The 15,052-nt window shown below is 61.4% G+C and carries 10 protein-coding genes; 6 read left to right on the forward strand and 4 right to left on the reverse strand.

Annotated features, from left to right (window positions below; genetic code table 11):
- Nucleotides 1-199: 199 nt before the first annotated feature.
- Together KGA96_RS14105 and KGA96_RS14110 are read right to left on the reverse strand one after the other, a co-directional pair.
- Nucleotides 200-601, reverse strand: a complete 402-nt coding sequence (locus tag KGA96_RS14105) for a MerR family transcriptional regulator (RefSeq protein ID WP_085725920.1) — start codon at nucleotides 599-601, stop codon at nucleotides 200-202.
- A gap of 207 nt (nucleotides 602-808) precedes the next feature.
- Nucleotides 809-1,738: a LysR family transcriptional regulator gene (locus tag KGA96_RS14110; protein WP_046037805.1), complete on the reverse strand. Its 930-nt coding sequence runs from the start codon at nucleotides 1,736-1,738 to the stop codon at nucleotides 809-811.
- 164 nt (nucleotides 1,739-1,902) lie between these two features.
- On the opposite strand from KGA96_RS14110, the gene KGA96_RS14115 reads away from it, so the two are divergent.
- A complete protein-coding gene (locus KGA96_RS14115) occupies nucleotides 1,903-3,132 on the forward strand; it encodes an acyl-CoA dehydrogenase (protein ID WP_046037806.1) in 1,230 nt (409 codons plus the stop codon).
- A gap of 194 nt (nucleotides 3,133-3,326) precedes the next feature.
- Here KGA96_RS14115 and KGA96_RS14120 read toward each other — a convergent pair whose 3' ends face one another.
- Entirely contained in the window at nucleotides 3,327-4,667 is a 1,341-nt protein-coding gene (locus KGA96_RS14120; protein ID WP_223513277.1) for a substrate-binding domain-containing protein, read from the reverse strand.
- A gap of 197 nt (nucleotides 4,668-4,864) precedes the next feature.
- Nucleotides 4,865-5,677: an exodeoxyribonuclease III gene (gene xthA, locus KGA96_RS14125; RefSeq protein WP_046037809.1), complete on the reverse strand. Its 813-nt coding sequence runs from the start codon at nucleotides 5,675-5,677 to the stop codon at nucleotides 4,865-4,867.
- Between the two features lie 315 nt (nucleotides 5,678-5,992).
- Here xthA and KGA96_RS14130 point away from each other — a divergent pair, with 315 nt between their 5' ends.
- The 5 genes from KGA96_RS14130 (at nucleotide 5,993) to KGA96_RS14150 (ending at nucleotide 15,038) form a co-directional block, all read left to right on the forward strand.
- A complete protein-coding gene (locus KGA96_RS14130; protein WP_046037811.1) occupies nucleotides 5,993-6,643 on the forward strand; it encodes a GNAT family N-acetyltransferase in 651 nt (216 codons plus the stop codon).
- A 65-nt stretch (nucleotides 6,644-6,708) separates the two neighbouring features.
- Entirely contained in the window at nucleotides 6,709-8,436 is a 1,728-nt protein-coding gene (locus KGA96_RS14135) for an autotransporter assembly complex protein TamA (RefSeq protein WP_046037813.1), read from the forward strand.
- Entirely contained in the window at nucleotides 8,433-12,104 is a 3,672-nt protein-coding gene (locus KGA96_RS14140; RefSeq protein ID WP_223513280.1) for a translocation/assembly module TamB domain-containing protein, read from the forward strand. The genes KGA96_RS14135 and KGA96_RS14140 overlap by 4 nt, the downstream gene beginning before the upstream one ends.
- Before the next feature lie 994 nt (nucleotides 12,105-13,098).
- A complete protein-coding gene (locus tag KGA96_RS14145) occupies nucleotides 13,099-13,572 on the forward strand; it encodes a MarR family winged helix-turn-helix transcriptional regulator (protein WP_046037815.1) in 474 nt (157 codons plus the stop codon).
- The gene (locus KGA96_RS14150) at nucleotides 13,569-15,038 is read left to right on the forward strand and encodes an efflux transporter outer membrane subunit (RefSeq protein WP_223513283.1); all 1,470 of its coding nucleotides are present in this window, start codon (nucleotides 13,569-13,571) and stop codon (nucleotides 15,036-15,038) included. The genes KGA96_RS14145 and KGA96_RS14150 overlap by 4 nt, the downstream gene beginning before the upstream one ends.
- The last annotated feature ends 14 nt before the right edge of the window (nucleotides 15,039-15,052 follow it).

Genomic DNA, 15,052 nt, shown 5'->3' on the forward strand with positions numbered 1-15,052 from the left:
GGCATGGGGTTCGACCTGTTGTTATTGTCTGAATGCGCTGAGAACCCTGTGGGAGCGAGCTGTGGCGAGGGGGCTTGCCCCCGTTTGAGTGCGCAGCACTCACAAGATCTTCGATACATCGGAAATTTTGGGGCTGCTTCGCAGCCCAACGGGGGCAAGCCCCTCGCCACAGATCGCTCCCACAGTGGATAGTGTGGATTTACTGAATCGATTCCTGGCTTTTGAGCGTCTGCTCCAGCGCCTGCACGCAGCGCTCCTCGGCGGTATCCAGTTCCAGTTTCATCTGTTCGATGTCGAGCATTTGCTGTTCAAGCTGCTCCCGACGCTCGCTGATTTTCGCCAGCATGCTGTGCAACTGTTTGGTGTTACCGCTGGACGGGTCGTAGAGCTCGATCAGCTCGCGGCATTCAGCCAGGGAGAAACCGATGCGCTTGCCCCGCAGGATCAGCTTCAGGCTGACCTTGTCGCGGGGCGAGTAGATGCGTTCCTGACCGCGACGCTCGGGGCTGAGCAGGCCTTGCTCTTCATAAAAGCGAATGGCGCGGGTGGTGATGTCGAGCTCGCGGGCGAGATCGGAAATGCTGTAGGTCTGGCTGCTCATGGGCGCGCTCGCAAAAGGTCATGGCGCTAAGCTAATGGCAGGTTGACGTTTACGTCAAGGGGTAGCGATTTTTGCTGTTCTTGCTGGCCCCATCGCGAGCAGGCTCGCTCCTACAGGGGATCTTCGTAGTACACAGATTTCGTGTTCACAGTAAATTCAATGTGGGAGCGAGCCTGCTCGCGATGAACGATAACTCGGTATAAGGCCCTACACCTTCTCGAGCTTTTTCTCCTGCGCCGTCACCTGCTGGCACAACTCGATCATCTGCTCGCGCATCCAGCGGTTCGCCGGGTCCTGGTCGGTGCTTTCGTGCCAGTAGAGGTGGGTTTCCACCGGCGGCACATCGTTGACCGGCAGATAGAAGGCGTGCAGGTCGTTACGGCGGGCGAAGCGCTCCGGCACGGTCATGACCATGTCGGTCTGCTGCAACACTTGCGAGGCCATCAGGTAATGCTGGGAGCGCAGGGCGATCTTGCGCTGGATGCCCATCTTGCCCAGGGCCAGGTCGACATAGCCGAGGCCGCTGCGACGGCTGGAAATATGGATGTGGGTCAGGCTCAGGTAATCATCCAGCGTGAGTTTCTCCTTGCCCGCCAGCGGATGCCCCTTGCGCATGGCGCACACATAGCGGTCCTCCATCAACTTGACGTGACGCACCTGCGGGTCGGTGTTGAGCGGCGCATCCACCGCGAAGTCGAGGCGACCGGCCGCCAGTTCCTTGGTGGTTTCACGGCGTTTGGACAGGAAGCTTTCGATGATCACCGCCGGCGCCAGGCGGCGCAGGCGCTGGAATAGCAGCGGCAGGATCACCGCTTCGGTGAGGTCGGTCATGCTGATGCGGTAGGTCTTGACCGCTTGCTGCGGGTTGAAAATGCGGCTTTCCTGCACCGACACGCGCAGCAGCGAGAGCGCGTTGCGCACCGGGCCAATGATGTTCTGGGCCATGGGCGTGGGCACCATGCCTTGGGCGGTGCGCACAAACAACGGGTCGTTGAAGGTTTCGCGCAACCGGGCCAGAGCGTTCGACACCGCCGGCTGGGTAATGCCCACAATCTGCCCGGCGCGGGTCAGGTTGGCTTCGGTGTAGATCGCGTCGAAGACGATGAAAAGGTTGAGATCGACCTTGCTCAGATTCATTACGCGGCTCTCTTATTGTGTGGGCGGGCTGACCGTGACGATCAGCCGATCATATATCGGTGATGAATGTTTATACACGCCGAGAATAGGCTAGGTAAATTATCAACGCTGTTCTAGCATCGATACATGACCTAAACAACCTCCCCCAAGAAGGTATCTCGCTCATGGATTTCGCTTATTCGCCCAAGGTTCAGGAACTGCGTGAGCGCGTAACAGCGTTCATGGACACCTACGTCTATCCCGCCGAAGCCGTGTTCGAGCGCCAGGTCGCCGAGGGCGATCGCTGGCAGCCGACCGCGATCATGGAAGAACTCAAACTCAAGGCCAAGGCCGAGGGCCTGTGGAATTTGTTTCTACCTGAGTCCGAGCTCGGTGCCGGCCTGACCAACCTCGAATACGCGCCATTGGCGGAAATCATGGGCCGTTCGCTGCTGGGACCAGAGCCGTTCAACTGCTCGGCACCGGACACCGGCAACATGGAAGTGCTGGTGCGCTATGCCAACGAAGAGCAGAAGCAACGCTGGCTCGAACCCTTGCTGCGCGGCGAGATCCGCTCGGCATTCGCCATGACCGAACCGGACGTTGCGTCCTCCGACGCCACCAACATGGCCGCCCGTGCCGTGCGCGATGGCGACGAGTGGGTGATCAACGGCAAGAAATGGTGGACGTCGGGTGCTTGCGACCCGCGCTGCAAAATCCTGATTTTCATGGGGCTGAGCGATCCGGACGCGCCACGTCACGCCCAGCACTCGATGATCCTGGTGCCGGTGGATGCGCCTGGTGTGAAGATCGTGCGTCCGCTGCCGGTGTTTGGATACGACGATGCACCTCATGGCCACGCCGAAGTGCACTTTGAAAACGTGCGGGTGCCGTACGAAAACGTCCTGTTGGGCGAAGGACGCGGCTTCGAAATCGCACAGGGTCGCCTTGGCCCGGGTCGGATTCACCACTGCATGCGTTCGATCGGCATGGCCGAGCGCGCACTGGAACTGATGTGCAAACGCTCGGTGAGCCGCACGGCGTTCGGCAAGCCTTTGGCACGCCTGGGTGGCAACATCGACAAGATCGCCGACTCGCGGATGGAAATCGACATGGCACGCCTGCTGACGTTGAAAGCGGCGTACATGATGGACACCGTCGGCAACAAAGTGGCGAAAAGCGAGATCGCGCAGATCAAGGTCGTGGCGCCGAACGTTGCGCTGCGGGTGATCGACCGGGCGATCCAGATCCATGGCGGGGCAGGGGTTTCCAACGATTTCCCGCTGGCCTACATGTATGCGATGCAGCGCACCCTGCGCCTGGCCGACGGCCCGGACGAAGTGCACCGTGCGGCGATCGGCAAGTTTGAGATCGGCAAATATGTGCCGAAGGAAATGATGCGTAGCGGGCACTAAGACCGCAAAGAATTTGTGGGCAGTGAGTATTTGTGGCGAGGGGGCTTGCCCCCGTTGGACCGCGAAGCGGGCCTGAATCCATTCACCGTGTTGGCTCTGATACAACGCGGTGGATGATTCGCGACTGCTTCGCAGCCGAACGGGGCGGTGCGGCGTTCCGACAAGCCCCCTCGCCACATTGTTCTGTATTCAAATCAGTAAACCCAAACCTCAACCCGCCGATTCTTGATCCTTCCCTCATCGGCGCTATTGGCCGCCACCGGCATCTCGGCACCGAATCCGCGTATCTCGCGAAACACCACGCCGTTCTTCACCAACTCCCGCCGTACCGCCATGGCCCTCAGCTTCGACAACAGATCGGCGCGCGCCGGGTCGCTCTTGGCATCGCCAAAACCCACCAGCGTCACTTGTCCGGACATTTTGTCTTGCTGCTTTATATAGTCGAGCACCCGCGTCAGGTCCTGCCGCGCCTTGTTGTCCAGGCTGGCACTGCCTTCTTCGAAGCGAAAATTCACCGACAGCCGCTGGGCATGACGGCTGAGGGACTGGTATCCCTCTGGCATCAGCGCATTCGGCGTAACGGCCATGGCCTGGACGGTCTGGGCGATAAACCCGTTGGCGGCGACAATCGCTTGCCCTTTGCTGCTTTGGGCATAGGCCACCAGCGCTTGGGCCCAGGGATTTTTCCCCGTCGGTGGCAGGTAAAAGAACAACCGGCGGGACAGCGGATAGTCCTCAGTGGCAATCAGGCTGTTGAGCGGCAGCATGGCTTGCGATTGACCGTCGACTATGGCCACGACCTTGGCCTGGCGCACGTAGGGCAAACCGATAAAACCGATGCCTTGCGGGTCTGCGCTGACCGCATCGGACAGTTGCTCGCTGGACTCGAAGCGTTTCGCCGCGCTGCCGAGGGTTTTCCCACGGCCGCTGAGGACCAGTTCCTTGAAAGTGTCGTAGGTCCCGGACTGATCATCCCGCGCATACAGATGAATCGGCCCGCCGCGACCGCCGATGTCTTCCCAGGTCTTCACCTCGCCACTGAAGATGCGCGCCAGTTGCACGGTGTCGAGTTGATTCAGCGGATTGTCCGGGTGAAGGATGATCGCCAGGCCGTCGATGGCGATGACCTGTTCGGCGCTCGGGCTTTTCAGGTCACCGAGCGATTGCAGGCTGGCCAGTTCGCTGTCCTTGATCGGGCGCGACGAGGCGGCAAGATCGGCGCTGGCGGTTTTTAGCGCAGTGAAACCGGTGCTGGAACCATGGGCCGCTACTTCTACCACGACCCGACGGCCCTGAACGGTTTCGCCGACGATGCGCAGTTCGTTGGCGGTGTCCGGGGTTTCGCGGTGGATCCTGCGCAGGCCCTGTTCACTCAGCAGGCCCTCGACCAGCGCCGGTCCCAATGCGGCGCCGATGGTGTTGGAACCCTGAATTCGCAGCACCGGGCCGTGTTCGGGTGTCGGCAAGTCGCCAGCCGAGGCCGCCTGCGGCAAGCCCGTGCACAGCATCAACAGGAACAACACGCGCAGCATCATGCCGGCACCTTACATAGCCAAAGGAGGTGTCGGGAGATTAAGTCAGTAAGGTTTCCGAAAAATGACACTTGTAGGAGAGAGCGTGCTCGCGATGGCGGACTGTCAGTCAACATTGGTGCTGAATGTCACACCGCAATCGTCGGAACGCCGCCCGGAGCAAGCTCGCTCCTACAGGGGATTGATGTGGCCGGGAGAAATCAGCTCAACTCAAGCCAGATCGGCGCATGGTCCGATGGTTTTTCCATGCCACGCAGTTCGTAGTCCACCCCCGCAGCCTTCACCCGTGGCAGCAAGCCCTGGGAGGCGAGGATCAGGTCGATACGCAGGCCACGCTTGGGTTCGTCTTCGAAGCCACGGCTGCGGTAGTCGAACCAGCTGAAGGTGTCGGTCACGTCCGGATTCAGGTGGCGGAAACTGTCCACCAAGCCCCAGTTCTTCAGGCGGGCCATCCACTCGCGCTCTTCCGGCAAGAAGCTGCATTTTCCGGTTTTCAGCCAGCGCTTCATGTTGTCCGGGCCGATGCCGATGTCGCAGTCTTCCGGGGAAATGTTCACATCGCCCATCACCACCAGCGGCTGGTCGTTCTTGAACTGGCTTTCCAGTAATTGCTGCAAGTCGCCGTAGAAACGTTCCTTGGCCGGGAACTTGGTCGGGTGGTCGCGGCTTTCACCCTGTGGGAAGTAGCCGTTCATGATGGTCACCGGCACGCCGTTGGCATCGGCGAAGGTGCCCCAGATGAAGCGCCGCTGGGCGTCTTCTTCGTCGGTGGCGAAACCTTTATGCAGGGCCAGCGGCTCCTGGCGCGAGAGCAAGGCGACGCCGTAGTGACCTTTTTGCCCGTGGAAGTACACGTGATAACCCAGGGCCTGAACCTCGGCCAGCGGGAACTGATCGTCGTGGACCTTGGTTTCCTGCAAGCCGATCACATCGGGCTGGTGCTTTTCAATCAGCGCCGCCAGCTGATGGGGACGGGCGCGCAGCCCGTTGATGTTGAAGGAGACGATCTTCATGGTCGGCAGTCCTGGCAAAAGGGCGATGCTAGCTGACATGTGGGAATCGGGCCAGTGTGGGGTGAGGGGATTTACTGGGTTCTGTCAGATCTGTGTAGGCAGTCCTGGCCCCTTCGCGAGCAAGCCTGCTCCCACAGTGGGTTGTATCGTCCACAGAATTTGCTCACACAACGGCACCTGTGGGAGCGAGCCTGCTCGCGAAGGCGATTTCATTGCCTACACTCATTGCGGATCTGTAAGGAACTGTGTCAGCGCCGACAGGCTCGTAACAACAAGAGCGCAGCCACCCGAGCTGTGCCGGGGAGATCAACCGTCATGCCCGAAACCTCAACCGTCATCGCCGATATCCATATGCTCGACAGCGGCTACGCCCGCGAAGCGCGTTCGCTGCTGTACCAGGCTTATCGACACGAGCCGACCTTCGGCTATCTGTTCGAAGCCGAGCGCCTTGGCTACGAACAGCGGGTTCGCGCCACCGTGCGCGAGCTGGTGACCCAGCACTTTCTCCAGGACCTGCCGGCCATCGGCCTGCTGGTCAACGACCGCCTGATTGGCATCGCCCTGATCGCACCGCCGCAACGTCGTCTCGGCGTCACCGAAAGTTGGGCTTGGCGCTTGCGCATGGTGCTCAGTACGGGATTTCGCTGCACCCGTCGCTACCTCGATTATCACGCCGCCGTGGAGGCCTGCGTACCGAACGAATCGGTGCACGTCCTGCCGTTGCTGGGGGTTCATCCGCAGTTCCAGGGCAAACATTTCGGCGAGCAACTGTTGCAAGCCGTGCACAACTGGTGCGCGGTGGATGAAAATTCACAGGGAGTGATCCTCGATACCGGGAACCCTCGCTACCTGGAGTTCTATAAGCGTCAGGGCTATGAGGAAATCGGTGAAGTTGCTGTAGGACCGATTCGCGAACACGTGTTTTTTCACCCCAATCCCCAGGTGTTACATACTGCAACGGCTTGAACGGCGAACTTTCCGGGCATGTCAGGCTCTATCACGCTCTCAAGCTCGTGATAGCATCCGCGCCTATGAAGTTTCCAGGAAGAATTACCAGCGGCGTACTGATGCTGATGACCAGCTGTGCGGCGTTGGCACAAAGTGAATTGGATGTACGGATCAAACCGTCCAATGATGAGCTGAAAGCCAATATTGAAGGCTATATCGGCAGCCTCGGCGATCGCGATGAAGAAGCGTTGCTGCGCTTCAGCCGTGGCGCCGAAGAACAGGCGCGCAAGGCCGCCCAGGCCCTGGGTTATTACCAGCCGCACATCGACAGCGAGGTGAAGGGTGGCGAAAAGCCGCGCCTGGTGCTGAAGGTCGACCCCGGCGAGCCGGTGCACTTGCGCAATGTCACGGTGCGTGTTGACGGTCCGGCAGCCGCCCTCAAATCCTTTCGAGTCCCCAAGAGCGATGCGCTCAAGCCTGGCGCCGTGCTCAATCATGGGCATTACGAGGACGCCAAGCGGCTGATCCAGAATCAGGCTTCGCGTTATGGCTTTTTCAGTGGCCGTTTCACCCGTTCAAAATTGTCGGTCGACCCCCGTGCCGGTGTCGCCGATATCGAACTGATCTATGAAAGCGGTCCGCGCTATACCTTGGGCAAGGTCAGTTTCGAGGGCGATACGCCGTTCGATGACGAGCTGCTGCAACGCATGGTGCCGTTCAAGACCGGCACGCCGTATGACTCGGAACTGATCGCCGAACTCAATCAGAACCTGCAATCGAGCGGCTACTTCGAAGGTGTTCGCGTGGACGCGGCACCCACGGGGTCCAGGGACGATGCGATCCCGGTGGACGTCAAGCTCGAAACCCGCAAGCCGCGGACCATGGGCCTGGGCCTGGGTTTCTCCACCGACGTCGGTCCACGCGCCAAGGCCAACTGGACCCGGCACTGGGTCAACGCGCAAGGGCACAGTTATGGCTGGGAAACCGAAGTCTCGGCACCTCGGCAAAACGTCGGGCTGTTCTACGACATTCCGCTGGACCCGCCATTGACCGACAAACTGCGTTTTGCCGGTGGCTATCAGAATGAGGACATTGCCGGCACCGACACCCACAGCAAGCTGCTGACCCTGGGCCCCGAATGGCACAGCAAACTGCCCAGCGGCTGGCAACGGGTGGTATCGCTCAAATGGCAGCGCGAGGATTACCAGCTCGGCGACGACTCGGGACTCAGTAACTTGCTGATGCCAGGCGTGAGCTATTCGTACCTCAAAAGCGACAACCGCATCGACCCGCACAACGGCTATCGCCTGCAATTCGAATCCAAAGTGGCCAAGGAAGGCCTGGGTTCCGACAGCAACCTGATCTACGGCACGGCGCTGGTCAAAGGCCTGACCACGGTGTTCGATAATCACCGCTTCCTCGGGCGGCTGCAGGTCGGCGGCAGTGCCACCAACGGTTTCAAATCGGTGCCGCCATCGTTGCGTTTCTTCGCCGGTGGTGACCAGAGCGTGCGTGGCTACGACTATCAGAGCCTGTCCCCGGAAAACTCCGACGGCGACCGCATCGGTGGCCGCTACATGGTCGCTGCCAGCGCGGAATACCAGTATTCCATCGCCGAAAAATGGCGGATCGCGACCTTTGTCGATCAGGGCAACTCCTTCAACACACTCGAATTGCCGGACCTCAAGACCGGGGTCGGTATCGGCGTGCGTTGGGTATCGCCGGTGGGGCCGATCCGCCTCGACCTGGCCCACGCGCTGGATGACGATGGCGGCATTCGACTGCACTTTTCCATGGGGCCTGAGCTGTGAAGCGTGGTTTGAAAGCAACACTGCTGACGATGGCGGCGCTGGTGGCAATGGTTGTCCTGACGCTCGCCACGGTGCTGGGCACGGCGACGGGCAGCCGCTGGGCATTGGGTTTCGTGCCGGGCTTGACCCTGGAAAACTTTCAGGGCCGGCTGGGCGGGCAGTGGAGTGCCGACCGGGTGCTGTGGCAACAGGACAGCAACCGGGTTGAACTGAGCAAGGTGATTTTCGCCTGGTCGCCGTTGTGCCTGACCCGCATGACCTTGTGCATCGAGCAATTGCAGGCCGATCAGGTCAGCCTGACGTTCCCGCCGGTTGCCGAAGAGCCAGACAACGGCCCGATCACGCTCCCGGAGCTCAAGTTACCGTTGGCCCTCGAACTGGGGGAGATCAAGGTCGGCAGCCTGTTGTTCAATGGCAGCGAGGAGCTCAAGGGTTTGCAACTGGCGGCGCACTGGACCTCGGCCGGTTTGAAGATCGACGCGGTGTCGATACAGCGCGATGACCTGAGCCTGAACCTGTCCGGTCTGCTGCAACCCGCCGGCAATTGGCCCCTCAGCGCTTCCGGCAAGCTGACCCTGTTGTCGACACCTGAGCCCCTGGCGCTGGCGCTGAAAGTCGACGGCGACCTGCTCAAGACCTTGAACCTGAAAGCCGACAGCAGCGGTTACCTCAACGGGCAACTGACCGGCGAACTGCAACCGCTGGCGGAAAACCTGCCGGCCAAGGTCCGGATCACCGCCGATGGCTTCAAGCCCAGTACCGATCTGCCGGACACCCTGCAACTCAATCAGCTGGAGCTCACCGGCGCTGGCGACTTGAAGAACGGCTACGCGCTGCTCGGCAAAGCCACGCTGCCCGCCGAGCAAGGGCCAGTCGCCGTGGTGCTGCAAGGCAAGGTCGACGCCAAGGGCGCGCAGATCGCCGCGCTGGACCTGACCGCCAGCGACAAGCAAAGCCTCAAGCTCACAGGGCTTGTGGATTGGAGCAAGGGCCTGAGCGCCGAGGCGAAGATCGACTGGCTGGACTTTCCGTGGCACAGGCTCTATCCGCTCATCGACGAACCGCAGGTAGCGCTTCGCACGTTCACCGGCGAAGTCTCTTACACCGACGGCAAGTACCTCGGTCATTTCGCTGCGGCGGCGGATGGTCCGGCCGGCGCTTTCACCCTTGCCAGTCCGTTCGCGGGCGACCTGACGAAGATCTACCTGCAACAGATTCAACTCCAGGCCGGGCAGGGCAAGGCTGAAGGGCACCTGAACCTGCAATTCGCCGACGGCATTGCCTGGGACACCGCGCTTGACCTGTCGGCGATCAACCCGGCGTACTGGGTCGCGCAGCTGCCGGGCACACTGGCCGGGCCGTTGCGCAGCACGGGCGAGATGAAGAACGAAGTTCTCAGCCTCAATGCCGACCTGGACCTCAAGGGTAAACTGCGCGGTCAACCGGCGGTGATCCAGGCCAAGGCCGATGGCCGTGGCGAGCAATGGAACCTCAACGCCCTGCAGGTTCGCCTCGGCGATAACAGCATCAGCGGCAAAGGCAGCCTGCAACAGAAACTCGCCGGCCAGATCGATCTCAAGCTGCCGCGCCTGGCCCAGCTCTGGCCGGAGCTGCACGGCCAGCTCAATGGCCGCGTGGATGTCGCCGGTACGCTCAAGGCGCCCCAGGGCAAGCTTGACCTGCAAGGCTCGCAACTGGCTTTCCAGGACAATCGCCTGCAAAGCCTGAACCTCGACGCGACGCTAGACAGTGCGCAACGGGCGAAAATCGACCTCAAGGGCAGCGGCATCCAGGCCGGCGACACTTCACTGGGAACCCTGACCGCCAGCGGCCAGGGCGATATCAAGAACCAGAAGCTGAGCCTCGATCTGCAAGGGCCGAAGCTGAAACTGGCGCTGGGTCTGGATGGTGCGCTGGATAAAGGCAACTGGCGCGGACGCCTGGCCAGCGGTGATATCCAGGCCGGCGGCCAGGACTGGAAGCTGCAAGGGCCGGCGAAGCTCGAACGTATGGCGGACGGCAAAATCAACTTTGGCGCCCATTGCTGGGCATCCGGCCAGGCCAGCCTGTGCGGGGAAGACTCGCGCCTGATGCCCGAGCCGAAGCTGCGTTATCACCTCAAGCAATTCCCGATCGACAGCCTCGCGCAGTGGTTGCCGAAGGATTTCGCCTGGCAGGGCCGGCTCAACGCCGACCTGCAACTGGACCTGCCGGCCAGTGGCCCGAACGGCCAGGTCAGCGTCGATGCCGGCGGCGGCACGTTGCGCATCAAGGAAAAGGACCAGTGGCTGGACTTCCCGTACCAGACCCTGAAACTCACCAGCAAACTCACGCCCAAGCGCATCGACACCGAGCTCAACTTCGTCGGCGGCAAACTCGGCGAGCTGATGGTGCAAGCGCAGCTCAATCCGTTGCCAAAGAACAAACCGTTGAGCGGCTCGTTCCGCTTGAGCGGGCTGGACCTGTCGGTGGCACGGCCGTTCGTGCCGATGGTCGAGAAGCTGACCGGGCGCTTGAATGGCAGCGGCACGATTTCCGGTGGACTGCTGGCGCCGCAGGTCAATGGCAGCTTGCAACTCAGCGACGGTCAGATCTCCGGGCCTGAGTTGCCGATGGAGCTGAAAAACCTGCACGTGCAAGCGCTCATTGTCGGTGAAAGCGTGCAATTGAACGGTGGCTGGAACAGTGGCAAGGCCGGGCAGGGCAGCCTGAACGGCAACGTCGCCTGGGGTCAGGCGCTGGTGGTGGATCTGGCGCTTAAGGGGTCGCAGTTGCCAGTCACCGTCGAGCCATACGCCAAACTGGAAGTCGCACCGGACCTGAAAATCTCGATGAAAGGCGACGAGTTGGCCATCGCCGGTAAAGTGCTGGTGCCCAAGGGCGACATCATTATTCGCGAGTTGCCGCCGTCGACAGTCAAGGTCTCCGATGACACGGTGATCGTCGGTCAGCAGACCGAGGAGGGCAAACCGCCGCTGGCAATGAAGATGGACATCGAAGTGGTGGTCGGCGAGGACAAGCTGAGCTTTGCAGGATTTGGCCTGACCGCGAATGTGCAGGGGCATGTGCACATCGGCGACAACATGGACACCCGTGGCGAGCTGTGGCTCAACGACGGGCGCTATCGCGCCTACGGCCAGCGGCTTTCGGTGCGTCGGGCGCGTTTGCTGTTTGCCGGGCCCATCGATCAGCCGTACCTGGACATCGAGGCCATTCGCAAGACCGAGGACATCATTGCCGGCATCCGTTTGAGTGGCAGCGCCGAGCAGCCGACCACGCAGATCTTCTCCGAACCGGCCATGAGCCAGGAGCAGGCCCTGTCCTATCTGGTGCTCGGGCGTCCGCTGAGCAGCAATGGCGAAGACAACAACATGCTCGCCCAGGCGGCCCTCGGTCTGGGGTTGATGGGCAGTTCCGGGGTGACCAGCGGCATCGCCAAGAACCTGGGCATCCAGGACTTCCAGCTCGACACCCAGGGCAGTGGCGACGCCACCAGCGTGGTGGCCAGCGGCAATATTTCCGAGAAGCTCAGCCTGCGCTATGGCGTTGGCGTGTTCGAACCGGCCAACACCATTGCCTTGCGCTACAAGCTGAGCAAAAAGGTCTACCTCGAAGCCGCCGGCGGCGTGGCCAGTTCGCTGGACATCTTCTACAAGCGGGATTTCTAATTCTCAATCAAGCGGCGGTTCGGCAATCCGGTTTGCCTGCTCAGGCGGCCTGATAGCCGGCGTTTGCTTTGTTGACTGAGTACATATCCGTTTCTTCGGTAACGGCGGCTTATGGTTTCGCCCTGACGGCGAGTCACTTTTTTTACAAGCGCCTAAAAAAAGTAACCCAAAAAACGCTCGCCCCGAACGTCCGGCCCCTCGCCTGGGCTCGGGGTTCCTTCGCTCCGGCATTCATCCGGGGGCATCGCCTCCGGTCGGCTTCGCTCGACCTCCTCTCGATGTGTTCGGCTGCGCCGAACGGCGCTGCGCGCCCACCCCCGGATGAACGCCTCCACTCAGCCTGCCGAGGGGGCGGGTGGATCAAGATCAAGAGCTGCAGGCGAGCTAACGCTCGGCCTGTTGAGTGGTGAGAAGCGTGAGTGTACGCCGATCTGCCTTTGTTCTTCTGTGGAGCGAGCTTTGTCCGGGCGGCGTTCCGACGATGACGGCCTGCCAGCCGACTCAACTCTCACAGGCGAACGAACCCCGCGAAAAGGCCGGCCGGTAGGCCGCCTCGCTTTTGCTTTTGAACTTCTTGCCCCCTCGTGAGGCTTCGTTCCGGTTCTGCGCAGTGGGCAACCCGGCATGGATGCCGGGTTAGCCGCCGCCGGCCATGGATGGCCGATGGCGGCGGGCCCACGGAGCAGGACCGGAGCGAGGGCATGCCGAGCCTTGGCGAGGCACCGAACGTCAGGGGCAAGAGCCCTTGGTTACTTGGGGCTCTTCCAAGTAACCCGCCGTAAGGGCGGAACCATAGGCCGCCGTTACCGCAGCAATGGATATGTACACCATCAACAATAAGGTCAGAAAAGCGGTGACATCCGTCTATGACCACAAAACCCGACACCACTGGTCAACTATTTACCAAGCCTCCTAACTATTGCATTGACATTCGCTGCCTAGGCAGTAACATCTCGACATACATTCACTGCCTAGGCAGCTAATTGGTGGTCAGATGAAACATTTCTCTCCAGAAGATTTCCAGAATTGCCATCTCGGCCTGTTGCTAGGGCGTGCCGCACTGCTCAAGGACCGGATCATCGACACCCACATGGAACCCCACGGCATCACCGCCGCGCAGTTCAAGGTGTTGATCATCATTGCCCAGTTCGGCGTCGATTCGCCGGGCGAGTTGTGCCGTCACCTGTCCCTGGACAGCGGCTCGATGACGCGCATGCTCGACCGTCTGGAACAGAAGGGTTTCCTTGCCCGCCAACGCTCCGAGGCGGATCGCCGTCAGGTGCAGTTGGTACTGACCGAAGAAGGTCAGAAGCTGGCCGACCGCCTGCCGCACATCGGCGCCGAAGCCATGAATGAACTGGCCGGTGCCATCACTCCAGAAGAACTGAAAACCCTGGAGCTGATCCTGAAGAAAATTCTGGTGGCAGCCGGTGACGCGATCACCCTGCTGCGGGTAGGTGACAAATGAGCAGTAACCCCTTGCGTACCGGCTTGAGCCTGGTGCTATTGGCCATGAGCGTCGCCGGTTGCGCCAGTTACAGCGGCCTGAAAACCGAAGGTGTCAGCCTCGACGCGAAGACCCTCAAGGCCGGGCAATCCCTCAGCGGTGTGACTTTGTCCCCCGCCGCCTGGCCGAAAAGCGACTGGTGGAAAAGCCTCGGCGATCCGCAACTCGACGGCCTGATCCGCGAGGCCCTGCGCGATAGCCCGGACATGCAGATCGCCGACGCCCGTGCCCATCAGGCCAGCGCTGCCGCTTCCGCCGCCGACGCCGAGCGGATGCCGACCCTGGATGCCAGCGCCGGTGTCAGCCGCTCGCGCCTGGCCCGGGACCAGGACCCGCGCGGGCAGGGCGACACGTACGCCACCGTGCGTAACATCAGCAGCAGTTTCAATTACAACTTCGACCTCTGGGGTGGTCAGCGCGATGCCTGGGAAGCGGCCCTCGGCCAGGCCCGCGCCGCCGAAGTCGACCAGCAGGCAGCGCAACTGACCCTGGCCGCCGATGTCGCCCGGGCCTATAGCGATCTCGGCCATGCGCATATTGTCTACGACCTGTCCAACGAAGACCTCAAGCGCACCCGGCAAATGTTCGACCTGAGTCAGCGACGCCTGACTGCCGGGATCGACAGCCAGTACCAGTTCCAGCAGACCGAAAGCCTGGAAGCCACTTCCCAGGCCAACCTGATCGACGCCGAAAAACGCTTGAACAGCGCGAAAATCGCCCTGGCCGTTCTGCTCGGCAAAGGACCGGACCGCGGCAATGAAATTACCCGTCCGAACATTCTTCAGCCGGGTGCGGTAGCGCTACCTTCGGTGCTGCCGGCCGAACTGCTCGGGCGTCGCCCGGACCTGGTGGCCGCGCGCTGGCGGGTCGAAGCGGCGAGCAAAAGCATCGACGCCGGCAAGACCCGGTTCTATCCCAACCTGAACCTCAGCGCCGCTGCCGGCGCCGAATCCTTGTTGGGCGATGCGATGTTTGGTTCGGCCAGCCGCTTCTTCAACATTGCACCGACGATCTCTGTGCCGATCTTCGACGGCGGCCGCTTGCGCGCCGACCTCGATTCCCGCGACGCCGATTACGACCTCGCCGTGGCGCAGTACAACAAAAGCCTGGTGAAGGCGCTGGGGGATGTCAGTGACAGCATCAACCAGTTGCGTGATATCGGCCGGCAGATCGCTGCCCAGCAGCACGCCACCGACATCGCCCAGGATTCCTACAACACCGTGGTCCAGCGTTACGGTTCCGGCATCGGCAACTACCTGGACGTGCTCAGCATCGAGCAGCAATTGCTCCAGGCCCAGCGTCAGCTGGCCAACCTGAATGCCGAGCAGATTGACCTGTCGATCCAACTGATGCAGGCGCTGGGCGGCGGTTACCAGCCTGAGGCCATCGCCTCGGCCAACGCCACGCCAGCCACGCTGACCCACTAATTCAAGGTACTTGT

Source organism: Pseudomonas sp. GL-R-26 (genome assembly GCF_019947365.1).
Lineage (GTDB): Bacteria > Pseudomonadota > Gammaproteobacteria > Pseudomonadales > Pseudomonadaceae > Aquipseudomonas.